General features: G+C 65.1%; 14 protein-coding genes. 6 read left to right on the plus strand and 8 right to left on the minus strand.

The window, feature by feature from the left end; translation table 11 throughout:
• Positions 1 to 76 precede the first annotated feature (76 nt).
• Positions 77 to 1,213, minus strand: coding sequence for an alpha/beta hydrolase (locus ACL02S_RS02865; protein WP_412800669.1), 1,137 nt, complete (start codon positions 1,211 to 1,213; stop codon positions 77 to 79).
• 213 nt (positions 1,214 to 1,426) lie between these two features.
• Here ACL02S_RS02865 and ACL02S_RS02870 point away from each other — a divergent pair, with 213 nt between their 5' ends.
• The 4 genes from ACL02S_RS02870 (at position 1,427) to ACL02S_RS02885 (ending at position 4,884) form a co-directional block, all read left to right on the plus strand.
• Positions 1,427 to 2,137 (plus strand): endonuclease/exonuclease/phosphatase family protein, encoded by a 711-nt coding sequence (locus tag ACL02S_RS02870; RefSeq protein ID WP_412800670.1) that lies wholly within the window; start codon positions 1,427 to 1,429, stop codon positions 2,135 to 2,137.
• Positions 2,138 to 2,260: 123 nt separating this feature from the next.
• Complete coding sequence (locus ACL02S_RS02875; RefSeq protein ID WP_412800671.1) at positions 2,261 to 2,803, plus strand: hypothetical protein; 543 nt, start codon at positions 2,261 to 2,263, stop codon at positions 2,801 to 2,803.
• A 265-nt stretch (positions 2,804 to 3,068) separates the two neighbouring features.
• Positions 3,069 to 3,683 (plus strand): copper chaperone PCu(A)C, encoded by a 615-nt coding sequence (locus tag ACL02S_RS02880; protein ID WP_412800672.1) that lies wholly within the window; start codon positions 3,069 to 3,071, stop codon positions 3,681 to 3,683.
• The gene (locus ACL02S_RS02885) at positions 3,676 to 4,884 is read left to right on the plus strand and encodes a Dyp-type peroxidase (RefSeq protein ID WP_412801084.1); all 1,209 of its coding nucleotides are present in this window, start codon (positions 3,676 to 3,678) and stop codon (positions 4,882 to 4,884) included. Before ACL02S_RS02880 ends, ACL02S_RS02885 begins: the two co-directional genes overlap by 8 nt.
• A 45-nt stretch (positions 4,885 to 4,929) precedes the next feature.
• Here ACL02S_RS02885 and ACL02S_RS02890 read toward each other — a convergent pair whose 3' ends face one another.
• A complete protein-coding gene (locus ACL02S_RS02890) occupies positions 4,930 to 5,280 on the minus strand; it encodes a hypothetical protein (RefSeq protein ID WP_412800673.1) in 351 nt (116 codons plus the stop codon).
• 75 nt (positions 5,281 to 5,355) lie between these two features.
• Entirely contained in the window at positions 5,356 to 5,940 is a 585-nt protein-coding gene (locus ACL02S_RS02895; protein ID WP_412800674.1) for an HdeD family acid-resistance protein, read from the minus strand.
• A gap of 211 nt (positions 5,941 to 6,151) precedes the next feature.
• Here ACL02S_RS02895 and ACL02S_RS02900 point away from each other — a divergent pair, with 211 nt between their 5' ends.
• The gene (locus ACL02S_RS02900; RefSeq protein ID WP_412800675.1) at positions 6,152 to 7,138 is read left to right on the plus strand and encodes a glycosyltransferase family 9 protein; all 987 of its coding nucleotides are present in this window, start codon (positions 6,152 to 6,154) and stop codon (positions 7,136 to 7,138) included.
• A 24-nt stretch (positions 7,139 to 7,162) separates the two neighbouring features.
• Here the strand turns inward: ACL02S_RS02900 and ACL02S_RS02905 are convergent, their stop codons facing one another.
• A complete protein-coding gene (locus tag ACL02S_RS02905; RefSeq protein ID WP_412800676.1) occupies positions 7,163 to 7,486 on the minus strand; it encodes a hypothetical protein in 324 nt (107 codons plus the stop codon).
• A 288-nt stretch (positions 7,487 to 7,774) separates the two neighbouring features.
• Between ACL02S_RS02905 and ACL02S_RS02910 the strand changes: the two genes are divergently transcribed.
• Positions 7,775 to 8,110 carry an RNA polymerase-binding protein RbpA gene (locus ACL02S_RS02910; RefSeq protein ID WP_412800677.1) on the plus strand — a complete coding sequence of 112 codons (336 nt, stop codon included), beginning with the start codon at positions 7,775 to 7,777 and terminating at the stop codon, positions 8,108 to 8,110.
• Positions 8,111 to 8,243: 133 nt separating this feature from the next.
• Here ACL02S_RS02910 and ACL02S_RS02915 read toward each other — a convergent pair whose 3' ends face one another.
• From ACL02S_RS02915 to lnt, 4 genes are all read right to left on the minus strand, one after another.
• A complete protein-coding gene (locus ACL02S_RS02915; RefSeq protein WP_412801085.1) occupies positions 8,244 to 9,026 on the minus strand; it encodes an ABC transporter permease in 783 nt (260 codons plus the stop codon).
• 89 nt (positions 9,027 to 9,115) lie between these two features.
• Complete coding sequence (locus tag ACL02S_RS02920) at positions 9,116 to 10,108, minus strand: ATP-binding cassette domain-containing protein (RefSeq protein ID WP_412800678.1); 993 nt, start codon at positions 10,106 to 10,108, stop codon at positions 9,116 to 9,118.
• Positions 10,105 to 23,787, minus strand: coding sequence for a non-ribosomal peptide synthetase (locus ACL02S_RS02925; RefSeq protein WP_412800679.1), 13,683 nt, complete (start codon positions 23,785 to 23,787; stop codon positions 10,105 to 10,107). Before ACL02S_RS02925 ends, ACL02S_RS02920 begins: the two co-directional genes overlap by 4 nt.
• Positions 23,788 to 24,143: 356 nt before the next feature.
• Entirely contained in the window at positions 24,144 to 25,733 is a 1,590-nt protein-coding gene (gene lnt, locus ACL02S_RS02930; RefSeq protein WP_412800680.1) for an apolipoprotein N-acyltransferase, read from the minus strand.
• Between the last annotated feature and the right edge of the window lie 17 nt (positions 25,734 to 25,750).

Here is a 25,750-nt window from a genome sequence, read left to right on the forward strand (position 1 = left end):
GTGGCCGAGAGCCGCCGTACCGGGAGAACACCCCTCCGGCCCACCTGCCGCGGCGTAGCCACCGCAGCAGGCCGGATCAGGCGAACAGGCGGGCGACGAACGGAATGCTGTCGGACAGGGATGCGGCCACAGTGGTGCTGTGGTCCTCGCCGGGATAGATATGCACCTCGGGCCGGAAACCACGTGATACCAGATCCGCGACCAGTTTCGCGGTCAACGGGGCCGGGATGTCGGTGTCGGCGGCACCTTGACCGATGAACAACGGCCGGTCGTACCCGGTGAGCGGAATATCCATGACCGAGCGGGCGGTAGCGATGAAATCTCCGTCGGCCAGCGGGCGAGAGAACAGCTCATCGATCGAGACGCCCTGTACCCGATCGGCCATCGGACCGAAACACAACGTATGCGCGGCAGTCGCCAGCTCCCTGCCGAGCGGACTGAGATAGGGGTCCATATCGACACTCGGCCGCGCCGCTTTCAGCCCCGCTATCGTGTAGGCGATATACGCGATGAGATACGGGTTCTCGATCGGGGGCGTACCCGGCCCGAGGAGCGTGGCCACATCGACGATGCCGGAAGCCGGCCCGGTGGCAACCGCGCCGCGGTAGTCGAGATCAGGGGCGTATCCGGTAGCCAATGATGCGGTGAAGACAGCGGCGCCACCACCTTGTGACTGACCGATGGCCACCCATTTCGACGACAGCGAATCGTCTCCGGCCCTGGCCGCGCGCACCATATCGATCGCCGCGTGCGCCTCGGCACGGCCATCGAGGTAGGCATGTGTCCCCGGCGTACCGAGTCCGATGTAGTCGGTGGCGACGATCGCGTAGCCCTGCCGCATCCAGGTGGCCAGGTAGGCCTGATTGTTCCGGCTACGCCCAGCGGTGGAGGGAGCGCAATCGTCACCGAGACCTACCGTCCCGTGTTCCCAGGACACCACCGGCCAGCCGCCACTCGGTGGAGTACCCGCTGGGATGAAGACTGCTCCGGTGGACAGTGCGGGCTGGTCCTCGGAGGTACGGGTCCAATATGTCAAGCGGCGGGCCTCGCCCGTGCCCTCGATCCACAACTGTTCGGGCAGCGGCTCACTGTGCACCACAGTTCCCGGCGACGCGCCCGGCACGAGCTGATCGGCCACCGCATGACCCATCGGCGACACTACGGCGAGCATCGCCGCCGCGATAACGATGATTCCCGCGCGCCGCAGCGACATACGCGTCCACCTCTCGGTTCCCGGCCCGGTGACTCGCCGGAACACACTGTAGCCATGCATGCCACTACTGTGGCACCACCCGAAGGCATCCGTGCCGAGAACACCGGCGATACGCGGCACCCGGCCTGCTCGGCGGGCCGGTGACAGCCGCTCCGGCATCCTCGGCATAACCGCGCCACAATCGTTTTCACCGAGTCGCTTACCATCACGAATGTGATCACGGTGGCTACATGGAACGTTCTGCATCGCGTCCATGCCGAAAACTGGTACGAGAACGTCGCGACGCGCTGGCCGGACGAGTCCGCCCGGATCGCGGAAATCACCGCCAAGGTGGCCGAACGTACCGAACGGATCATCGCATTACAGGAAGTCAGTGGCGATCAATTGGCAGATCTTCGAATAGCCATGCCGCACCGAATTTTTCATGCCATGCGGTATCAGCGTCTACCGACCCCGCGCCGGATACCCAGCTCATTGCTCGACGGTGGCGAGTACCTCGTGGTGCTCACCACCGCACCGAGCAAGGAACTCACCTCCGAATCGTTCGCGCACGACAGCGGTAAAGGCGCACTGGTCGTCGACGCGGACGGAGTAGTCGTGATCGCCACGCACATCACGGGCGACCGGCGACGCGCACACCAACTGTCCCGCCTGACCGAACTCTCCACCGCATCGGAACGCGCCACCGTGCTACTCGGTGATTTCAACGCCGACCGCAGCACGGTCGCCACAGGCTTGGGCAACGGCTTCACGATCGCCGAATACACCCCAGGGGCACTGCCGACTCGTCCACGCACCTCTGGCACGAAATCGCAATACATCGATCACATCGTGGTACACGGCGCGACGGTCACCACCGCATCTGTCGACGATGTCAACGGAGTATCCGATCACAATCTCGTCCACGCGACTGTCACGCTCTGAGCTGCTCACGATATGGCGGTCGAGTACCGTCCCGGCAGGCACACCGATCACTCCGAACAGAGTGCCAGGCTGCGCACCCGCTCCGGCACCGCCGCCCGCTATGACAAGCGGTAGTATGGATCGGTGCGAAATCCGACAGTAATGGCGGCGCGACTGCGCGGCGCCTTCGTCGGATCCGCGGCCGGGGCGGTGAGCATCGCCGGGCACGCGCTCGGCGGCGGCGCACTCTTCCCCAGTATGTGGGCGATCACAGCGCTACTCGCCGTGTGTTCCTCGGTGGGTGTGCTGGTCAGCGCACGCGCACGACAGCCGCGCGCACAACAGCATGGATTCGGCGAAATCCTCTTGATGCTCACGATCGCACAGGCGGTCGCGCACCTCACGCTGGCTTCGGCTGCCGGGCATCAGCACAGCATGGGCATATCGCCGGTGATGCTCGGCGCCCATCTGGCGGCCGTTCCGATCGGCGCACTGCTCATCCACTCCGGCGAACGGGCAGTGCTGCGAGCGGTTTCCGGAATGCACCACACCGTGCGGATCCTGGTCGACAGTCCTGCCGCGCAGACCGGAATCCGCACGATCGCTATCGACCGGGCGCTCCCCGGCCCCCGAATTCACCTGCTCGGTTCAGGCTCCGGCCTGCGCGGCCCACCCCTCTGCCACTGACCCGTGACCGAACGCGGATACCGCATCCGGCGCCACCGGCGACCCGGCGGTTCCCCGCGCGATCACGATGCGACACCTTCCGCCCAAGCGGAAGATCCAGCGCTGTCCTGATGTTCTCCAGCCCACGCCACGCTCGTCACCACGGGCCGGCCGCCCGCCGTCGGGTTGGCCGGCCACGGTTCGATGCGCTTCGAGCCGCATGTCGAACCGATGGGTGCCGAGCACTGCCGAGGGAGCACATCAGTAACCCCACTTTGGAGTTCCCATGAATACCACCCCCGTCAATCCGCTCCGTCCCGCTTCGCGCACCGCACGTATCCTGCGCGGCGCGGCAGCCACCGCGATGGTGCCCTTCCTCATGGTGGCCTGCTCGTCGAACGACGAGACGGCTGCCACATCAGCGGCCGATGCCGTGACCATCTCCGATCAGTGGGTCAAGGCGGCCGACAGCGGGATGTCCGCCGCATTCGGCATCCTGAACAACGACAGCGATACACCCCGCACCGTGGTATCGGCGAGCAGCCCGGCTTCCGAACGGGTGGAATTGCACGAAGTGGTCACGGACGCGAGCGGGGTCACGGCGATGCGCCCCAAACCGGATGGTTTCGTGATTCCGGCGCACGGCCAGAAGAACCTGGAACCGGGTCATGATCACATCATGTTCATGGATTTGCTCGGACCGCTGCGCACAGGCTCGGAAACCTCGGTCACGCTGACCTTCGACGACGGCTCGGCCACGACCTTCACCGCCCAGGTGCGTGATTTCTCCGGCAATCAGGAGAACTACGCACCCGGCCATGCCGATCCAGACCATGCCGGCGATGACCACGCCCATGATGAGCCGCACTCCGCCACTCGGACCCCCGCGCACGGTGGCTGAGCGGAACGAGCCGCGACCAGTACGCATCAACCGGCGGCGGCTGCTCGGCGGTGGTGCCGCCGCAGGCGCCGCCGGGATCGGCCTCGGCATGGTCGCGCTGACCCAACGGCACGAACCCGACACCGCGGACCCGCTGGAGACAGTGCCGTTCTACGGCGCGCACCAAGCGGGCATCGCCACCGCACCGCAGGCACACGCGGCGTTCGTCGCGTTCGATCTGCGACCCGATACCACACGTGCGGATCTCATCGGACTGCTGCGGATCTGGACCGGTGACGCCGCCCGGCTCACCCAAGGCAGCCCCGCGCTCGCGGACACCGAACCCGAACTCGCGCAACGGCCTGCGCGGCTCACCGTCACGGTCGGCTTCGGGCCCGCGGTATTCCCGCTCGCCGAACTCGAACATCGCAGGCCCGCCTGGCTGCGGCCCTTGCCGCCGTTCTCCATCGACCGATTGGAACCATCCTGGACCGGTGGTGATCTGTTGCTGCAGATCTGCGCCGATGAAGTCACCACGGTGTCACACGCAGTGCGTGTACTGTGCCGGAGCGTATCCTCGCTGGTCACTGTGCGCTGGGTACAGCGCGGATTCCGTAACGCCGAACCGGGGAAGTCGCCGCGCAATCTGATGGGTCAAGTGGACGGCACCGTGAACCTCGTCCCCGATACACCAGAGTTCGACCGCCTGGTGTGGGATGACGGCACGACCCAGCCCTGGCTGGCAGGCGGTACCTCGTTGGTACTACGTCGGATCGCGATGACACTGGATACCTGGGATGAGATCGACCAGGAGGGGAGGGAACTCAGCGTGGGCCGCACTGTGGCCAACGGTGCCCCGTTGACCGGGACCGACGAATTCGACGAACCCGATTTCACCGCGGTCGACGCGAACGGCATCCCGGTCATCCCGCCGTCTTCGCATATCGCTCGGGCCCATCACACGCATGATGGTGAACGATTTCTCCGGCGTGGCTACAACTACGACGACGCACCGCAGCCAGGCCGGATCTCGAACTCCGGCCTGGTGTTCACTGCCTACCAGCGCGATGTGGACGCGCAGTTCCTGCCCGTCCAGGGCCGTCTCGCGGAAGTCGACGCGCTCAACATCTGGACGACGCCGATCGGTTCTGCGGTGTTCGTGATGCCGCCCGGGGTGTCCGCACCGGGCGATTATCTCGGGCAGTCACTGTTCGAGGCATGAACCGCGTCCGGTGCCTGCGGAATACCCCGCAGGCACCGGATCGCGTCAGCTCCACAACACGGCGACGAATACGTTGACGACCGCCAGCGCACCCGCGGCGTGCGCGAACCACGGCACCGACTTGCCCCGCTTGTGATCCGCATACCCCATCTCGGCGAACGCTGCCACCGCGATGGCAACGACCAATTTGACACCGATCTTCACCATATTCGGATCCTTGCCGAGCGAATCGATCGATTCGGCCATGCCGACAAGGATCAGTCCGGTGACGATCTGCAATCGCGCCCCCCACACCATCGGCCCGGAGACCACGGGCTGCCGCGCGGCATAAGCGCCGATCACGGCGGCCATGCCGAGCAGGTGCGTGATGACAACGATGTCATAGACGAATTCCACGGTGCATACTCCCCACGTTTCGGGTGACAGTTCACTGTTCTACCCCGGGGATGATCGAATGCGCCAATTCCTTCCTCAGCCGGGCGCACCGAAGCGGGCCTTGGCATCCCTGCGCACTCCGAAAGCCACGCCGATCTCCACAGCGCCGAGCACGATCAGCCACACCCCCGCCACAACAGCCAAGGTGGCCACCGAGCGCACCGGCCAGACGATCAGCACCACACCGGCGGCCGCGGTCAGCACGCCGAACAGCAGCTGCCACCAGCGCCCTGGTAGCGCAGGCTCGGAAAGCGCGGCCATCACCAGGGCGAACCCACGAAACAACCAACCGATACCGATCCACAATGCGAGCAACAAGATCGAGGTCAGCTCATCCCGGAAACAGAAGACCCCGATCACGATGCTCAGCACACCGGCGATGAAGGACAGCACCCGGATACCGGCCCCTGCCGGTGTTCCGAAAGCCGCCACCAACTGCAGCACACCGGTGACCACCAGGTAGATGCCGAAGATGATGCCTGCGGCCAACAGCGTCACCCCCGGCCAGGCCACGATCAAAATGCCGAGGAACACTGCGAGAACACCGGTGACCAAGATAGTTTGCCATGCACTGCGAACAAGGGACTGCAGCGGCCCCTCTAGCACGCTGTTTGTCGTCATGAGCTGATGCTATAGCTGAAGTATCTATATTTTCTGAATATTTGCCAGCGCATGCGATACCAGCAACTGACCAGCAGTGACACTGTGACGTTTGCCATGCACGTTTATCAGCTCCCCAGCCGGGTAGTAAACGCTGAGTGGCTCTTCACGTACGCCCCTGGGTGAACGGGTGGGTCGGGTTCGACGAGACTCGGGTGGCTAGGAGAAGAGGGTGGCGGTTCTGCTCGTGCTGCAAGCGCGTGGGCTGGGTGATCTACTCACCGCGGTCCCCGCTTTACGCGCGCTGCGCCGGACCAGACCACACGATCACATCGTCCTTGCGGCTCCGCAGCGACTCAAACCGATCGTCGATCTGATCTCCTCCGTCGACACCCTCGCGCCTACCACCGAACCGGACGGCCTGCGCTGGGACGCACCCGCACCCGAACTCGCGATCAACCTGCACGGCCACAGCGCGGAGAGCATCGTCGCGCTGGCCAAGACGCAGCCCGAACGCATCCTGACCTATCGCAACACCGCATTCCCCGAACTCTCCGGGCCCGAGTGGCAGAGCGATATGCATGATGTGGACCGCTGGTGCCACCTACTCGAATACGGCGGCATCATGGCCGACCGCCGCAACCTCGGACTGGTTCCGCCGGTCTCGACCACCAGCCACCGGGACTGTGTGGTCGTACACGTCGGCGCGGGCGCACCCGCCAGACGCTGGCCACCGGAGCGGTTCGCCGCAGTGGTCCGGCATCTGCTGGTACTCGGGCGCGAGGTAGTACTCACCGGCGACGAAGGCGAACGCGAACTCGCGCTGAGCATCGCCACCCGGGCCGGGCTACCGGCAAGCCGGGTGCTCGCCGGGGAACAGAACCTCGTCGAACTGGCCGCGACCATCGCCGAGGCCGCGTTGGTTATCTGCGGCGACACCGGTGTCGCGCATCTGGCCATCGCGTTCGGAACCCGTACCGTCCTGCTGTTCGGCCCTACCTCGCCCCGACGGAACGGTCCACCTCCGCATCTGTTGAGCAGACATGCCGTGCTCTGGGCAGGCCACCTCGGCGACCGCGACGCCGACATTCCCGATCCCGGCCTGCTCTGTATCGACGTCGCCGAAGTAACCGCTGCTGTCGACAAGCAGTTGCGCACCCATAAGTGGCACAGCGCGGGCATCGACCGGCGCGGATCGGCCTACCGCCGCGTCGGGTGACCGCGCCACCGACGGAAGAACCGGTCAGCGCAGACGTTCCGCGTCCCTGGTGAGCGTGACCAGAACCTTACCGAGCGCTATCAGCTCTTCTGTCGTCGCTCCCTCGTCGATGGCGGTGGCGACATCCTCGGCAGCACAGCGAGCAGCGAACCAGCGGTCGGCCAAATCGGCGGCCTCCTGAGCACTGAGCACCACCGAATCGTCGGGAATCCCGGTTCCTTTCAAGCTGTTGCGATGTTCGTAGGCACGTTGACGGCAGGACTGCCGGCAGTACCGGCGACGACGACCGGCCTCCGACTCCATGATCTGGCGCCCACACCACAGACAGGACAGCACGCGGCGCGACATGACGCAGAACCCTAGTATCCCGTGGCTCATGACCCACTCGGCGCCCCCGGACAATCGCGGGGCACAACGCGCGCGGCCCGCCGAGAACACCACCTGCCGATGACACCACCTCCTGCCGATGGCACTAGAATGGAACGGTTCATCGCGGCCATGTCGGGAACTGCCTGCACAGGTCCGATCGTTGTACATCAAGTCCGGCGAGCGCCATACGCTCATGCGGACCCGGTCCGCCGCACGCGGACACCGTCGCCACGCACGAAGGCTCGAGCACACAGGGAGAGGCACACCATGGCAGATCGCGTACTCCGAGGCAGTCGGCTCGGAGCGGTGAGCTACGAGACCGATCGCGACCACGACCTGGCTCCACGTCGGATCGCACGGTATCGGACCGACAACGGCGAGGAATTCGATGTCCCCTTCGCCGACGATGCCGAGATCCCGCCGACCTGGCTGTGCCGCAACGGTCAAGAAGGTGTGGTGATCGAGGGCGCCAGTCAAGAAGCCAAGAAGGCCAAACCACCACGCACCCATTGGGACATGCTGCTGGAACGCCGCAGCAAGGAGGAGCTCGACGAGTTGCTCAAGGAGCGCCTCGAGTTGCTCAAAACCCGCCGCCGCGCCTGAGGGCCGAGCGAACAGGGCGAGGGCAGGCATATCAACCGATATGCCTGCCCTCGCCCTGTTTCCACTCCCGATGCTTTGCCTAACTCACCGCAGCGGCACAGTGACGGATTCCTCGATCGGCCCCGCCGATCGGTCAGTGGCTGGCTACCTTGCGGTAGCGCAGCAACGCCAACGGTATGGCCACTACGAGAATCGCCACCGAGCAGGCCGTCGCGTACTCGACACAATGGTCGGCCGCCCAGCCGCTGGGTGGGACGAAACTGGGCGGTGCGCTGTTATCGAATAATTTGCGCCCCGATGCCGACACCGCGGTGATCGGATTCCACTCCGCGATCGTGCGCAGCGGACCTGGCAGCGTCTCGGCGGAGATGAATGCCGAGGAAATGAAGGTCAACGGGAACAGCCAGATCAGCCCGGCGCTCTGGGCCACCTCGACCGTCGGTGACAACAGGCCGGTCAACGCACCGACCCAGGACATCGCGAAGGCGAACAAAAGGATCACCGCGAACGCAAGCACAGCGTCGCCGACGCTACCGTGGATCCGCCAACCGACCAGGTACCCGCACCCGACCATCACGGCCAGGCTGAGGATGTTGACCACCAGATCGGACAAGGTGCGGCCCATCAACACGGCCAGCCGCGACATCGGCAGAGCCCGCATCCGGTCGATGATGCCTTTCTGCAGGTCACCGGCAAGACCTACGGTGGTGAACGCGGCGTTGAACGCGACCGTCTGGGTGAAGATACCGGCGAGCAGGAATTCCCGATACTGACCGCCGCCCAGTGAGGCACCGAAGATATAGGCGAACAGGAACACGAACATCAGCGGCTGGATCGTCGCGGTGACCAACAGCGTCGGCACCCGCAAGATGGTCAGCAGATTACGGTGGGCGACGATCGCGCTGTCCCGGAACAGCCGCAGCCGCGGGCCGTAGTCGGTGGGGACCGCAGCCGCGTCCGGCGTGTTCTCCCCGCGCTGGGATGCTTCCCCGACCACTGCCGTACTCACGACATGATCTCCTCTTGTACGTCGTCGGCTTGTGCTTCTTCATCGGGGGCACCGCTCGGTTTGCCGGTGAGGGAAAGGAATACGTCATCCAGGCTCGGCCGGTGCACATTCGCGTCGACCACGCATACACCCGCGTCGTCGAGCCTGCGCAACGCCTCCACCATGGTGCGTGAGCCGTCGCCGACCACTACCGACGCCTCGTCGGTACCTGCTTCGTGACTGGGCTCGCCGATGCCGACGTGCGCGAGTACCGCCAGCGCGACCTCGGCGTCTTGCCCCGCGGCCAAGGTCACGGTGAGCCGATCACCGCCGATGGAGGTCTTCAATTCATCGGCCGAACCCCTGGCGATGACCCGCCCGTGGTCGATGACTGTGATGCGGTCGGCCAGCAGATCCGCTTCTTCCAGATACTGCGTGGTCAGCAAGACCGTGGTGCCGTCATCGACGAGTTCACCGATGACCCGCCACATGTCCAGCCTGCCCCGAGGGTCGAGACCGGTGGTCGGCTCGTCCAGCACCACCACCGCAGGCCGGGCGACCAACGCACCCGCCAAATCGAGCCGACGCGCCATACCACCGGAATAAGTACCCGCTCTGCGGTGCGCGGCATGCTCCAGCCCGAGCGCGGCCAGCAATTCGACAGCCCTGGCAGTCGCCTGCCTGGCAGGCATCCCGTACAACCTGGCCACCATCCGCAAATTCTCGTAACCGGAGAGATTCGTATCGACAGCGGCGTACTGACCGGACAAGCCGATCCGTTTGCGTGCCGCGCTGGGATCACGCAGCACATCGACGCCTGCCACCCGTACCGATCCCGCGGTCGGACGCAACAGGGTGGTGACGATCCGCACGGTCGTCGTCTTGCCCGCGCCATTGGGTCCGAGCAAGCCCATCACTGTACCGGTGGGAATCTGGAGGTCGATCTGGTCCAGCACCCGAACCTTCCCGTAGTTCTTCACCAGACCTGTTACTTCCACCGCCAAACTCACCGACACGTCTCCCTTGTTTCCAGCCACTCCCGCAACACCGGCCCGATCACTGCCAGCGCCTCCGGCGTCGTCATCTCGGAATGCGCACAGCGAACCTCATAGTCGTGGATCGTGCCGGCGACGAACGGCTGCCAGGCATCGGCACACCGATCCGAGGCTGCCCGGTTGATCTCGTCCGCACCTGCGGTGAAGAACAACAGATCGCCCTCGAAGACTCGGGGCTGGAAGCTGTGCGCGAGCACAGTGCCGTTGGTATAGCCGGCGTACAGTCGCTCCAGATGCTCGACAGTCAGCGCCGCGAACGGTCCGGACTGCGCGCGCAGCAATTCGGCCGCGTCGAGCAAACTCAGCTCTGGATCGATCTCTTCGCCGAGTTCGGCACTGCCGAACTCGCCGATGATCTCGGACAAGCGCGGAGTGGCGCGATCGAGCAGCTCATCGGAGAGCCGGTAGCTGTCCATCATCGCCAGCAGCGCGACCTGCGCACCCGCATGCTGCAACTGCACCGCTATCTCGTGCGCGATCAGGCCGCCGAGCGACCAGCCGAGCAGATGGTACGGACCCTCCGGCTGGATCGCCTTGATCGTGGCCACATAGTGGCTCGCGGCCTCGGCGATGGATTCGTAGCCATCGTCTCCCGCGACATGTGGGGCCTGTAACCCGTACACCGGGCGATCCGGCGCGAGGTGCGCGAGCAATCCCGAATAGCACCACGCCAATCCGATCGCCGGATGGACGCAGAACACCGGGGCCTGATCTGTCTGCGCGCTCGGCCGGATCGGCAGCACCGGCTGTAGCATCGCGGCGACCGCGGCACCCGGATGCGTATCCGTGCCATCCAGCCGCACCGCGATAGCCGCGGGGGTCGCCTCGCCGAACATCAGCTGCACCGGCAGATCGATACCGGCTTCCCGCACCTGAGTGACCACCTTCGTCGCCAGCAGCGAGTTACCGCCGAGCTCGAAGAAGCCATCGTCGGCACCTACCGACTCGACACCGAGCACCGCGGCGAAAGCCTCGCACAACACTGCCTCAGTAGGCGTGGACGGTGCGCGGTATCCCATCGTGGCGGTGAACACCGGCTCCGGCAGCCGGGCCCGGTCCACCTTGCCCACCGGATTCAACGGCACCTCGTCGAGCACCATGATCGACTGCGGGACCATGTAGTTCGGCACCAGCCCGGTCAGATGCTCGGTCAATTCCGCCGCGGTGAGCGTAGCGCCCGCACACCCCTTCACATAGGACACCAATGCCGTCGCGCCTGCCGGAGTCCGGTGCCCGATCGTCAGGGAGAACTCCACCGTGTCATGGCGGGCGAGCGCGGCATCGATCTCGCCCAATTCGATCCGGAAACCACGGATCTTGACCTGGTGGTCGGTGCGCCCGACGTACTCGATCTCCAGCGCCGGATCCGCGGACCGCCCCGGTCCTCTCGATCCACTCCACCAGCGCACCAGATCACCGGTGCGGTACATCCGCTCCCCCGGTTTCCCGAACGGATTCGCGACGAACCGCTGTGCGGTCAGCCCCGGCCGATTCAGGTAGCCACGGGCCAGCGCGTCTCCAGCCAAGTGCAGCTCACCGGTCACCCCGATCGGTGTCGGGTGCAGACGCGCATCGAGGATAGCCGCGTTGACACCACGAATAGGACCGCCGATGGTGATCGGCGCACCTGGCGCCATCGGTGGTGAGATCGCCGTGACGATAGTGGTCTCGGTAGGCCCGTACACGTTGTACAGGTGGCGGCCTGGCGCCCACCTGGTCACCAGATCCGGCGGCAACGCCTCACCACCCACCAGCACATGCTGCAACTCGGTGATCCCTGTTGGATCGACCGTCGCGAGGGCCGCGGTGGTGATGAACGCGTGCGTGATGCGCTCCTCGGTGAATACCCGCCCGAGCTCGACACCACCGAGCACACCGGGAGGCGTGATGACCAACGTCGCCGCACCACCGAAGGCCAGTAGCAAATCGAGCATCGCGCCGTCGAAGCTCGGGGTGGCGAAGTGCAGCACCCTGCAGCCCGGCTCGACATCGAACCGCTGGGCGGTCTCGGCGGCGAAATTGGACAGCCCGCCGTGTGTGACCAACACGCCTTTCGGGGTCCCGGTAGACCCGGAGGTGTACACCACATAAGCCGGGTTGTCGATCCGCAGCGGCGTGATTCGCTCGGCATCGTCGATGGGTTTGTCGGGGAATCCGCGTATGAGTTCATCGACCTGTGCGTCGTCCAGCACGATCCACTCGGTGCTCGCGGGCAGCTCATCACGATATCCCGAGACTGTGAGGCCGAGTCCGGTCCCGGAATCCGACAGCATGTGCACGATGCGCTGCTGCGGGTACAGCGGGTCGACCGGAACGAAGGCCGCGCCGGTCTTCGCCACCGCCAGCATCGCCGCCACCGACTCGATCGACCGTGGAATCCCCAATGCCACCAGCGTTTCCGGGCCGATACCACGCGTAATGAGCAGCCGGGCAAGCTGATTGGTCCTGCGCTCCAGCGCATCGTAGGTCAGCTCGGTGCCACCGGATACCAGGGCGATAGCCCCGCGGTCGATATTCGCTGCCTGCTCGAAAACTTGCGGAAAGCTCACCGGATGGTCCGGTTCCGCACCGCGCACCGGAGCCAGTCCCGACCATTCAGCGGGGTCGAGCAGTTCCAGATCGCCGACAGCGGTGGTAGGACTCGCGGCGATCGAGGTGAGCAACCGGGTCAGCTGTTTGCCGAGCCGCCGCGCGGTCGACTTGTCGAACAGATCCATCGCATAGTTCACCGCGATGCTGATACCGGCGGGATCTCGCTGCGCGGTCTGGGCTTCGGTCACGGTGAACTGGAGGTCGAACTTGGCTACTCCGGTATCCATATCGACCGTCTCGATCCGCAACTCCGGCAAATCGAGACCACCGAGCGGTTGATTACGGACCGACAGCATCACCTGGAACATCGGATGATGCGCTCGGGACCTGACCGGGTTCAGCACCTCGACGAGGCGTTCGAACGGCAGGTCCGCGTTGGCGAAGGCATCCAGATCGGTCTCACGCACGGTGCGCAACAGATCGGTGAACCCGGCACCCGATTCGATCCGGGTACGCAGCACCAGCGTATTGACGAACATGCCGACCATCGGGTCGAGCACGGGGTCACCGCGGCCCGCGATCGGTGAGCCGATAACGATGTCGTCGGTTGCGGTCATCCGGTGCAGCAGGACCGCGAGCGCGGTATGCAGCACCATGAACAGACTGGCGTTGTTGCTGTCGGCGATCGTGTGCAGTTCACGATGTGTGTCCGGACCCACCGTGCACTCCACGGTGCCGCCTCGGTAGGACGGTGCGGGCGGACGTGGCCGGTCGGCCGGGACGGTGGACAGCTCGGGAACCCCGTCCAGGACGCGCCGCCAGTAATCGAGCTGCCTGCGCACCGTCGAGTCCGGATCGTCCTCGCTGCCGAGTACATCCTGCTGCCACAGGGTGTAATCCGCGTAGTGGATCTCGAGTTCGGCCCAGTCCGGCGTAGTGCCCGCGCAGGCCGCGCGGTAGGCGACGGAGAGGTCGCCGGCCAGCGGACCGAGCGACCAGCCATCCATCGCGATATGGTGCACCACCACAACGAGGATGTACTCGGCTACCGCAGGATCGGTCGTGGCATCCGCTGTCACCGAGATCAGTGCCGCGCGGATCGGAGCGGCTGTGGCCAGGTCGAATCCGGGTGCGGCGAAATGCCGCACCGTGGTCTCGACCTGCTCCGGTGATACCGTCGCGCGGGACAGCGGGATCGCCGCATCGGCCGGATCGAGGACGACCTGGACCGGTGTGCCCTCGGTCTCCAGGAATACCGTGCGCAATGTCTCGTGCCTGGCCTGCACCGCGCCGAGGGCGTGGACCAGCGCATCGATGTTCAGGCGGCCGGTCATGCGCAATACGAGCGGGATGTTGTACGCGCCGGTCGGCTGATCCACGCCGGGCCCACCGGCGGCATTGAACCGGTCGAGGAACCACAGCCGCTGCTGTGCGGGTGAGAGCGGGATGCGCTCCGGGCGGCCCCGGCGCACCAGAGCCGGCCTGCCTTCTTCGACCTCGGCACCCGCATCGAGCAGCGCGGCGAGCCCGGAAACCGTCGGCGTGGCGAACACCGTACGTACCGCGAGCCGCACATGCGTCTCGGCGGCCAGCCGGGCGACGAGCTGGGTCGCCGATAAGGAGTTTCCGCCGATATCGAAGAAACTGTCCTCCAGCCGCACATCGTCCGCGCCGACGAGCTCACCCATCACCGCGGCGACCAGGCACTCCGTCTCGGTCCGTGGCGTATGGCGGGCCGGGTGCGCGGCGAGCTGCGGTTCGGGCAGCGCCTTGGTATCCAGCTTGCCGACCGGGGTCAGCGGGATGGTATCCAGCACGGTGATGCTCGCAGGCACCATATGCGCGGGCAGATGACGCGCGACCCAGGCTCGGACCACATCGATATCCACCCCCGCCGTACTGGCGGCGGGTTGGACATAGGCGACGATCCGATCGGCATCCGCGATCCGGCGCACCTCGGTGTAGGCGAACCGTACCGATGGGTGATCGCCGAGCACGGCGGTGATCTCGCCGAGTTCGACACGGAAACCACGCAACTTCACCTGGTGATCGCTGCGGCCGAGATACACCACCTCACCTGCCGAGTTCCAGCGCACCACATCACCGGTCCGATACATTCTGGTGCCGGGAGGACCATAAGGATCGGCGACGAAACGGGTGGCGCTGAGCCCGGAACGGGCGAAGTAGCCGCGCGCCATACCGAGTCCCCCGAGGTACAGCTCACCGGGCACCCCCACCGGAACCGGGCGTAACCGCTCATCGAGTATCACTGCCCTGGCACCACGTACCGGGCCTCCGATGGTGATCGGTGCGCCACCGTACAGCGGATCGGAGAACATAATGACGATCGTGGTCTCGGTGGGACCGTAGATGTTGTACATCAACCGTCCCGGCGCCCAGTGCGCCACCAGATCCGGCCCCATCGCCTCGCCGCCGACCATGAGCCCACGCAGCTGCGGCAAGGGCCACCGTTCGTGGTCGATGGTGGCCAGTGCGGCCGGGGTGAGGAAGCAATGACTGACTCGCTCCCGGTCTATCAGCGCGGCCAGCTCGTCGCCACCGTAGATATCGGCCGGGCAGATCACCATCGTTGCGCCTGCCCCCACCGCGAGGAGCAGATCCAGAATCGCCGCGTCGAAACTGGGCGTGGCGAAATGCAACGTCCGGGAATGCTCATCGGTGCCGAGCCGGTCGCGGAACTCGTCGGCAAGGTTGGACAGACCGCTGTTGGTCACCGAAACGCCTTTGGGCGCCCCGGTGGAGCCGGAGGTGTAGATGAGGTAGACCAGGTCGTCCATCCGCATAGGGCGTGATCGTTCCTGGCCCGCAATCGGAGAATCCGAATATTCAGCCAGCTCAGCGACGAATTCGGGGTGATCGAGCAATAACCACTCGGTCGTCGCTTCCTCGGGTGCGCCGGTACGCAGCTGGTCGGCGTACTCGGCGATCGTGATACCGATCGAACAACTGGAGTCGGCGAGCATATGCCGGATGCGGTCGGCGGGGTATTTCGGGTCGACCGGCACGAACGCGGCACCGGACTTCACCATGGCCAGTGTCGCCATGACCGAGTCGATCGAGCGGGTGAGTCCGAGTGCCACTCGATCTCCAGGACCGAGCCCACGGGCGATCAGCGCACGCGCCAATCTGTTCGAACGCCGGTCGAGTTCGGCATAGGACAGCGATGTCGCGCCGAAGCAGACGGCGGTGTGCTGTGGATACCGCTGCGCGGTGGCGGTGACATAGTCGGCCAGCGTGCACGGCGGGGCGGCCTGCCGACCCTGTACCGGGGCGAGCTCGCGGCGCTCGTACTCGGTACGCGGGTCGATATCACGCACAAGTACCTGCGGATCAGCGGCGGCGGTCGTGAGCACGCGCACGAACCGATCGGCCAGCGTCTCGATTGTCGTGGCATCGAAAAGTTCTGTGGCGTAGATGAACTCGAACTCGTTACCCGCGGCATCCGCGCTCGCGCCGAAGCCGATATCCGCCACGCGCAATTCCAGATCGAATTTCGCTACCGCGATATCCAATGCTTCGGTGCGTAGTACGAGACCGGGCAGCTCCACGGTGGGCACCGGCCCGTCCTGCACGCTCAACGCCACCTGGAACAGCGGGTGCGGCCCCATCGAGCGCATCTCGTGCCCGAGTTCCTCCACGATCCGCTCGAACGGGATGTCCGCGTGCGCCATCGCGGCCAGTTCGGTATCCCGGTCGGCGCGTAACAGGTCGGCGAAACTGCGGTCCGGGTCCACATCCGAACGCAGTACCACCGTATTCACGAACATCCCGACCAGATCGTCGAGTTTGGTATCGGTGCGCCCGGCCACCGGAGTGCCGATCACGATATCGCGGCCGCCGGTGACGCAACGCAACAGCACCGCGAACGCTGAACGAAGCACCATGAATATGGTGACGCCCTGCTCATGCGCACTCGCGGCGAGCGCGTGCCGTACTGGCTCGGGTACCGTGAAACGCACAGTACCCGCCTGCTGAGTCGGTTCGGCGGGGCGCGGCCGGTCATAAGGCAGTGGCAGCTGATCGGGGATGTCCGCCAACGCGGACCGCCAGTACTCCAGCTGAGTAGCCGCCACGCTCCCCGAATCCTGTTCCGCGCCGAGGCCTGCGCGCTGCCAGAGACCGAAATCCGCATACTGCACCGGAAGCGGCGCCCACGAGGGTGGGTCGCCTTGGTGCCGCGCCGTATACGCGGCGGCCAAGTCCCTGGTCAGCGGGCCGACCGACCAGCCGTCGGCGGCGATATGGTGTACCACGATGCCGAGCAGGTAGTGCTCGGGTGAGGTGCGTAGCAGCAACCACCGCACCGGTATCTGCCTGGTCAGATCGAAACCGGTGCGCGCAAAAGCGTCCAGCGCGCGCTCGGCACCGGCGGCATCGATATCGGTCACCACCGCATCGGTCACCATGAGATCGGGCGCCACCCGGTCGATGGGCAGCACCACCTGTTGCGCGCCATGGGTGTCTTCCGGGAAAACCGTGCGCAGCACCTCGTGTCGCCGCACCAGGTCGGTCACAGCGGCCTGCAACGCGGGCACATCCGGCTCCCCCGCGATACGGATCACCACAGCGATGTTGTAAGCGCTCGATTCGGGCGCATAGCGGTTGAGGAACCACAAGCGCTGCTGTGGTAGTGACAGGGGAATACGCTCCGGACGCGGCGACTGCACCGTCAACGCGGGTCGTTCTACCTTTGGTGCCTCGGCTACCTGCGCGGCGACCCCGGCGACGGTCGGCATCTCGAAAATCGACCGGACCGCCAGTTCCACACCGAACTCCGCGTGCACTGCCGCGGCGAGCCGGGTAGCCAGCAACGAGTTACCACCGAGATCGAAGAAACTGTCCTCGGCGCCGGTGACCGGATTGCCGAGAACATCGCCGAATATGCGCGCGATATTCGACTCCAGCTCGGTATTCGGCGCTCGGGAACTACCCACGGCGTCGAACACCGGTTCCGGCAACGCCTTACGGTCCAGCTTGCCCGCCGCGGTGATCGGAACCTCGTCGAGCACAGCCACCGCAGCAGGAACCATATAACCGGGCAGCTGCCTGCGCGCGGTCTCCACAATGGCCCTGGAATCGACCGGCCGATCCGCTGTGACATAGGAGATGAGCCGCTGCTGACCGTGTTCGTCGGTGTGTACCAGAGTCAGCGCGAATCGGATACCGGGATGTGTGCGCAGCACACTGTCGATCTCGCGCAGTTCGATGCGGAAACCCCGGATCTTGACCTGGTCATCGGCACGGCCGAGGAAGCGCAGCTGCCCCGATCGCTCCAACACCACCAGATCACCGGTGCGGTACATCCGCTCACCGCGACTGCCGTACGGATTGGCCGGGAATCGTTGCGCGGTCAAACCGTAACGGCCGTGATAGCCGCGGGCCACACCGGCACCGGACAGATACAGCTCGCCCGGCGTTCCCGGCGGCACCGGACGCAAACGATTGTCCAGGATGAACAGCCGCATGCCGCGCACCGGCATCCCCAACGGCACCGGGCGTCCCGGCATCATCGGTCCGCTCGCGGTCGCCGCGACAGTAGCCTCCGAGGGGCCGTACATATTGTGCATGCAATGCCCGGTCGTCCAGGTCTCGACCAGCTCCTCCGAACACGCGTCACCACCGACGATGACCACCTCGAGCTCGTGCAGCCCCGCATTCGGCACAGTGGCCAGCGCCGCGGGCGTGACGAAGGCATGGGTGACCCGTTCCTGGCGCAGCAGGGTGGCCAGTTCGGTACCGCCGTATATCCCCGCGGGGGCGATCACCATGGTGGCGCCTGCGGCGAAGCCGAGCAGCAACTCCAGCACGGAGGCATCGAAACTCGGGGAGGAGAAATGCAGTGTGCGCGCCGAATCGGAGACACCGAACAGGTAGGTCTGCTCACCGGCCAGCGAGGCGATACCCCCGTGCGTGACCACAACTGCTTTGGGGATACCGGTGGAGCCGGACGTGTAGATGAGATATGCCGGATTACTCACTCGCACCGGGCGACGCCGCTCGGCATCGGTAACCGGATGTGCGGGGTAACCGGAGAGCTCGGCGGTCAGATCGCCGGAGCCGAGCACCAGCCAATCGACATCGTCCTTATGATGTGTGTCATGTGCCGGGGGCAGGGTGGCCAGACAGGCGGTGTCGGTCAGACCGAGCACGGTGCCGGAATCGCCGATCATATGCGCTATCCGTTCCCCGGGGTAGCCGGGGTCGATCGGCAGATACGCCGCACCGGTTTTCGCGACGGCCCACACCGCGGTGATCGCGTCCAAACCACGAGGCAGTGCTATCGCTACGATTTCTTCCGGGCCCGCGCCGTGCGCGAGGAGTGCGCGCGCCAGAATATTCGACTGCTCGTCGAGTTCCCGGTAGGTGGTGTCGGCGCCGAGATACCGCACCGCGACCGCATCCGGTATCCGGGAAGCCGTATCGGTGAGCAAAGTGGCCAGCGTGATCGGCGTCTCGGCGGGGGCGCCCCCGATGGGTACCAGATTCTCGTTTTCCTTGCGGTCCAGAATGGGCAGGTCACCCACCGGCAGATCGGGTGCGGCCACACCACCGCCGAGTATGGTGACGAACCGGCGCGCGAAGGAACGTACCGTGCTTTCCTCGAAAACATCCGTCGCATAACCGAATTCAGCAGAAAGTGATCCATCCGCCGCGTCGTCGTGCACGACCAGTTGTAAATCGAACTTGGCGACGTCCTGGCTGATCGGCACTACGGTGGCGCGCACCCCTGGCAGATCGACGTGCAGTTCCGGCGCGTGATCGTAGGACAGCATCACTTGGAACAAGGGGTGGCGTGACGGGGAGCGCTCCGGATTGACCACCTCGACCAAGCGCTCGAACGGGACGTCGGCATTGGCGAAGGCATCGAGATCGGTCTCACGGACCATATCGAGCATCTGATCGAATCCCGCTGCCGGATCCACCTTCGTGCGCAGCACCAGTGTGTTGACGAACATGCCGACCAGATCGTCGAGCGCCGGATCGGAACGACCCGCGATCGGAGTCCCGATCGCGATGTCATCGCTCGCGCACAACCGCGCAAGCAGTCCTGCCAGCGCCGTATGCAACACCATGAACATACTTACGCCCCGGCTTGCCGCGAGTTCGACTGCGCCACGACGCACTTCGGCGGGAATGATGAATTCGACCCGGCCACCGGCCGTGGACCTGCGCAAGGGGCGGGGTCGATCCAACGGGAGATCGAGCTGTTCGGGCAACCCGGCGAGCGCTGAGCGCCAATACGTCAGCTGGCGGCTGAGCGGGCTGGCCGGATCGGACTCCTCACCCAGTAATTCACGCTGCCAGAGCGCGAAATCGGCATACTGCACAGGCAGATGCGTCCACTGCGGCGCGACACCGTTCGCCCGCGCCGCAACAGCCATCATCAGATCCCTGGCCAACGGCGCGATCGACCAGCCGTCGCCGCAGATATGATGCAGCACGATGAGGAAGACATGCTGCTGGGTCCCGGTCCGGTACAGCGCCACTCGAATCGGGGCCTGATTACGTAGATCGAAACCGTAGCCTGCGTATTCGGCCGCCAAGGTGGCCACATCGGCATCCACGACATCGATGGGGTCGAGCATCAACGGGATCGCGTCGGCCGGATGGATCAGCTGATAAGGCCCCTCCGGTGACTCCGGGAAGGTGGTGCGCAAGCTCTCGTGCCGTTCGATGACATCGGCCAGTCCCGCGCGCAACGCTTGTACGTCCAGCGGACCGTCGACCTTGACCGCCAACGGCATGTTGTAGGCGGCGGCATGCTCGGAGAAGCGGTTGAGCACCCACAACCGTTGCTGTGCCTGCGACAGCGGAATCCGGTCCGGCCGTTGCGCCGGGGTCAGCCGCGGCGAGGACGCATCGGAGATCTGCGTATCGAAACGCTGGGTGAGCGCCTCGATCGTCGGGGCCTCGAACAGATCCCGGATGGACAGCGTGGCACCGAGCGCGGCGTTGATCCTGGCCACCGCCCGAGCGGCGACCAGGGAATTGCCGCCCCGATCGAAGAAATTGTCCTCGACGCCGATCTCGATTCCGAGGACCTCGACGAAGATCCTGTTGAGGACCCGCTCCATCTCGGTACGCGGCTCGGTGATCGACTGGATCACCGGAGTATCGATGACGGGCTCGGGCAACGCCTTACGATCGATCTTGCCGTTGGCGCCCAACGGCAGTTCGTCGAGCTCCAGTACTACCGCCGGCACCATGTACTCGGGCAACGCGCGGCGCAGTGCGGTCAGCAGCGCGGTCGTGTCCAATCGGCCCGCGTCGCCCCGATCCGCCTGATCATCCTGACCGGCCGCGACCACGTAGGCGACCAACTGGTCACCGGCACGACCGGCGTGCGCTACGCAGACCGCGCGGGCAACGCTCGGATCATCGAGCAGTACCGCCTCGATCTCGCCCGGTTCGATACGCAGACCACGGATCTTGATCTGGAAATCGCTACGGCCCAAGTATTCCAGTACTCCAGGCATGGAATCGGAAGGACCGACCTGCCACCGCGCCAGATCACCGGTGCGATACATGCGGGTACCCGGAGTGAACGGATTCGCCACGAACCGTTCCGCGGTCAGTCGCGGTTGTCCGAGATAGCCACGAGCCAGTTGTACACCGGCGAGGTACAGCTCACCGACCGTTCCAGGTGGAACCGGTTGCAGCCGACCGTCCAGTACATAGGTCTGGGTGTTCCACACCGGTGCGCCGATCGGCACACTGGCCATATCCGGTGTGCACGGCGCTGCGGTGACGTCGACGGCAGCCTCGGTCGGACCGTATAGGTTGTGCAGTTCGGATCCGGGAAGCACCGCGAAGAAATCCCGAACAGTGGCAGCGGGTAGCGCCTCACCACTACAGAACACTCGGCGCAGGCCGGTGCAGTCACGCAGATCGGCCTCGGTGACGAACACCGAAAGCATGGATGGTACGAAATGTGCTGTGGTGATGCCCTTCTCCGCGACAATGCGCGACAAGTACAGCGGATCCCGATGACCCTCCGGTGCGGCGACGACGAGGCGTGCGCCGATCTGCAAGGGCCAGAAGAACTCCCACACCGAAACATCGAAGGTAGCCGGAGTCTTCTGCAACACCGCATCGGTGCTGTCGAGCGGATAGGTGTGCTGCATCCAGCGCAAGCGGTTGACGATCGCGGCGTGTGTCACGCCGACACCCTTGGGCTTTCCGGTCGATCCCGAGGTGAAGATCACATACGCGAGGTGATCGGGACGCAGTTCATCGCGCCGGTCGGCATCGGTGATCGGCGCGGCATCGAACTGCGATACCGGTGCGGTGTCGATATCCAGCCGGGGCGTGGTGTCCGGCAACTCCAGCCCTTCGCGGGCCACGGTGAGTACCAACAGTGGATCGGCGTCGCGCATGATCTGCCCGATCCGCTCGGCCGGATGCTCGGTGTCCAGCGGCAGATATGCCGCTCCAGCCGCGACAATCGCGTACATACCGACGACCAGATCGAGACTGCGGCGCAGGCACAGGCCGATGGTCGTATCCGGTCCGGCGCCACGGGCGATGAGCAACCGGGCCAACCGGTTCACCCGCGCGTCGAACTCGGCGTAGGTCAATGTCTCGTCACCGAACTCCAGCGCGACCGCGGCCGGATCGACCGCGGCACGCTCGGCGAACAAACTCGCCAGCGTCCCCTCCTGCCGCGATGTCCGAGTGGCATTCCATTGCCGTAGAACACATTCGCGCTCTACGCTGGTGATCGCGCCGAGTGATTCGACCGGGGTCCTCGGGTCGGCATTCAGGAATCGGCGGAGGAACTCCAGATAGCGTGTGTGATGCGCGCTGACCTCGGTCTCCTTGTAGAGCCGGGGATTGGCTTCGAAGTCGACGTGGATACGCCCGTGCGTCCCGTTATAGATATTGACCGACAGATCCTCGACCGGCCCGGTGGCCAGCACGTGCATCGAGCCGACCAGGCTGCCGAAACGCAACTCGCTGTGGAAGAGCATCATGTTGACCATCGGGCCGAAAAAACCGCGGGTGTCACGGGAGTAGCCGCTGTCGCGGCGGATGTCTTCGTGGCGGTAACGCTGATGGCGCAGCGCACCGGTGATCTGCAGTTCGGCCGCCTTCACCAGTTCGCAGATCGTGAGCGCGCTGTCCGCTCCATTGAAGTTGAGCCGGATCGGCACAACATTGGACACCACACCCGCCGAACGGCGTAAGGAGACCGTGGCCCGTGCCGAGACCGGTAGACTCAGGATCACATCGGAGTTACCGGTCACAGACCGCACATAAGCTGCCATCGCGGCCACGAAGACCGCCGGATCGGTCGTATCGCATGCCGCGGTCGCCGCTCGCACCGCAGTGTGGTACTCGTCGTCCAGTACGGCCGCGACCAGCCTACGGCCCGCATCGTGCACCGCACTGGTGATCCTGGCGCCACCGAGGCTTACCGGCTCACCGATCCCTTTCAACTGATCGAACCAGTACTCACGATCGCTGCGGAACCGGTCGGAGTCGTAATAGTTCGCCTCCTGGGCGTAGAGCTCCGCCAGTGGCGTCGCCCGCGAGGCAACCGGCTCGGTCCGATTCTCCAGCGCGGTGTAGATCTCGGCAGTACGGGTAAGGGCGTTCATCGCACCGTAACCGTCGATAACGATATGGTGCGCGAAGGAGTACCACACGTAATCGAACTCACCGATCCGCAACACCGCGTTGGAGGTCAGCGGATCGCGTTCCAGGTCGATCGGCGAACTCGTATGCTCATGCATCCAGCGCAGGGCCGCCGCGTAGGGATCGGGTTCCGCGCGGAAATCGAGACGAGTCCAGCCCGGCCGATGCATCGGGTCGACAAGCTGGTACGGCACGCCGTCGATCTCCACCAGGCGCACCTGCCCTACCTGGGTCTCGGCGCCGAACCGCTCGATCGCGTACAGCAGGCGTCCCGCGTCGAGGTCACCGTGGATCTCGACGTACTGAGAGATCGTCAATGGTACGTCGGGCCGGATGCGCTGCGCGTACCAGAGAGCCGTCTGTGCGGGTGACAGAGCAAACGGTTGTGCCGAGAATTCGCCGGATGAACATTGGTCGACGCGATCCGTGGCCAATGAACTCATCAATCACTCCGTTCTGCCGCTATTGACGCAACTCCCCGAGCACCATCCCGGCAAGCGCACACGCGCCAGCCGTAGGACGTGATCCACGCCCTATGATTCGGAGCATCGCACCAGCCGGATTGCCGGCGTTTTGGATTTGTTTCACATCCAACGCCCTTGGCAGAAGGCCACTTTGGTTGGTCACATTTTCGCAAATATTGCGGCTCGAACAGGCCGAACCAGATCGGAGATGGCCTCGACCGGTTTGCTCGATAATACTCCGTGCATTGGTCCAGTTGTCAGTCGAATGACGCGCAACCCCTATGCCTCACCATTTATTTCGGGCTGATGGGGGAAATAACATACCAAATGTCGGATTAACGCTGGGTTTTTTGCACGGTCGACTGTTCGGTAACGCTGCTGGCCAGCTCATCATCCCGTGTGGATCTCCGCCGAACAATTGCTGCGAGCACGACGGCAGCGGTGATAATAACCGATAATCGCTCCGGCAAAGGTCCCATTCGTGTTGCGAAAGTGGTGTCTTCACGCACCGGCAGCTCGGCGACCAGAGCAGCGGGTACGAATAACGCTGTTTCCTGCCGCACGCCGCCATCGGCGGTAATGATGGCGCTGACACCCGAGGTCGCCGCGACGACCAGCGCCCGGCCGTGCTCCACGGCGCGCACACGCGACATGGCCAGCTGCTGATAGGTCATCTCGCTGTCACCGAAAGTCGCATTGTTCGTCGGCACTGCCAGCAGCTGAGCGCCCGCACGCAACGCGTCTTCGAACGACCGGTCGAAAGCTACCTCATAACAGGTGGCGACACCGATCTCGATACCTGCCGCGCGGACAACACCGTCGCCGTCCCCAGGCACGAAGTACCCGGCCCGATCGGCGTATGCGGAGAACAGCCGGAAGAACCCACGCATCGGCAGGTACTCCCCGAAGGGTTGGATGATCTTCTTATCGTGCCGCTCCCCCGGCCCCGCCGCACCGTTCCACACTATCACCGAGTTGGTCGTGGTCCGATCCGAGTTGATCAGTACCGCGCCGACCAGAATCGGCGCGCCGACCCGCTCGGACGCCGCGGTGATCAACGCAGCGGCATCGGCGTTGCGTAACGGATCGATATCCGATGAGTTCTCCGGCCAGATCACCACATCCGGTCGCGGTACCAGGCCCGCCTCGATATCAGCGGCCAACTCCTCGGTACGGCGCACGTGGTTGTCCAGTACCGCGCGCCGCTGCTCGTTGAAATCGAGTCCGAGTCGCGGCACGCTGCCCTGGATCGCGGCGACGGTGACCATTCGCTCACCGTCCTGCGGACCGGGCAGCGCGGACCGCAACAGCAGTCCGGCAAGCGGCATGACCAGCACAGTGAGCGCCGCCGTGACATATCCGAGCCGGGGCACACCGGCCCGGCGGGACCACCATCGGGTCACCGACGCCGCAACGCCTGCTCCGGTGAGCGCCACCGCGAATCCGACCATCGGTGCGCCGCCGACCGCGGCCAACGGCAGGAACCAACCATCAGCTTGACCGAAAGCCAAACGACCCCAGGGGAATCCGCCGAAAGGAAAATTTGATCTGCCCCACTCCGCGGTAATCCAGGCCGATGCCACCCACAGCGGCCAGCCCGGCAAGGTGCCGACGAGCCGGACGAGCAGGCCGAAGACACCCAGATACAGTGCGCACGCGAGAGACAACGCCAGCCACGGCAAGGGGCCGACATAGATCCCGGTCCACGGGAGCAACGGAATGAAGAACGCCAGACCGGCCACGAACCCGTATCCGAAACCCGCGCGCAGCCGCCCGGCACCGCGGACAACCAGGGTGAGCACCGCGACGCCCAACGGGGCGAGAAACCACCACGGACGCGGCGGGAAACTTCCGAACAGCAGCAATCCGGCGATGATCGCCGCAAGTACGCGCGCGAGCACGGGATACCCACGCACTACCGCCATTATCGGACGCCACCATC

Origin of the sequence: Nocardia spongicola (assembly GCF_047200775.1) — a bacterium.
Lineage (GTDB): Bacteria > Actinomycetota > Actinomycetes > Mycobacteriales > Mycobacteriaceae > Nocardia.

Bases quoted from the DNA above. Each gene is read 5' to 3' on its own strand.
- ACL02S_RS02865 (WP_412800669.1), bottom strand. From the start codon at position 1,213: ATGTCGCTGCGGCGCGCGGGAATCATCGTTATCGCGGCGGCGATGCTC.
- ACL02S_RS02880 (WP_412800672.1), top strand. From the start codon at position 3,069: ATGAATACCACCCCCGTCAATCCGCTCCGTCCCGCTTCGCGCACCGCA.
- ACL02S_RS02895 (WP_412800674.1), bottom strand. From the start codon at position 5,940: ATGACGACAAACAGCGTGCTAGAGGGGCCGCTGCAGTCCCTTGTTCGC.
- ACL02S_RS02905 (WP_412800676.1), bottom strand. From the start codon at position 7,486: ATGTCGCGCCGCGTGCTGTCCTGTCTGTGGTGTGGGCGCCAGATCATG.
- ACL02S_RS02910 (WP_412800677.1), top strand. From the start codon at position 7,775: ATGGCAGATCGCGTACTCCGAGGCAGTCGGCTCGGAGCGGTGAGCTAC.
- ACL02S_RS02925 (WP_412800679.1), bottom strand. From the start codon at position 23,787: ATGAGTTCATTGGCCACGGATCGCGTCGACCAATGTTCATCCGGCGAA.
- lnt (WP_412800680.1), bottom strand. From the start codon at position 25,733: ATGGCGGTAGTGCGTGGGTATCCCGTGCTCGCGCGCGTACTTGCGGCG.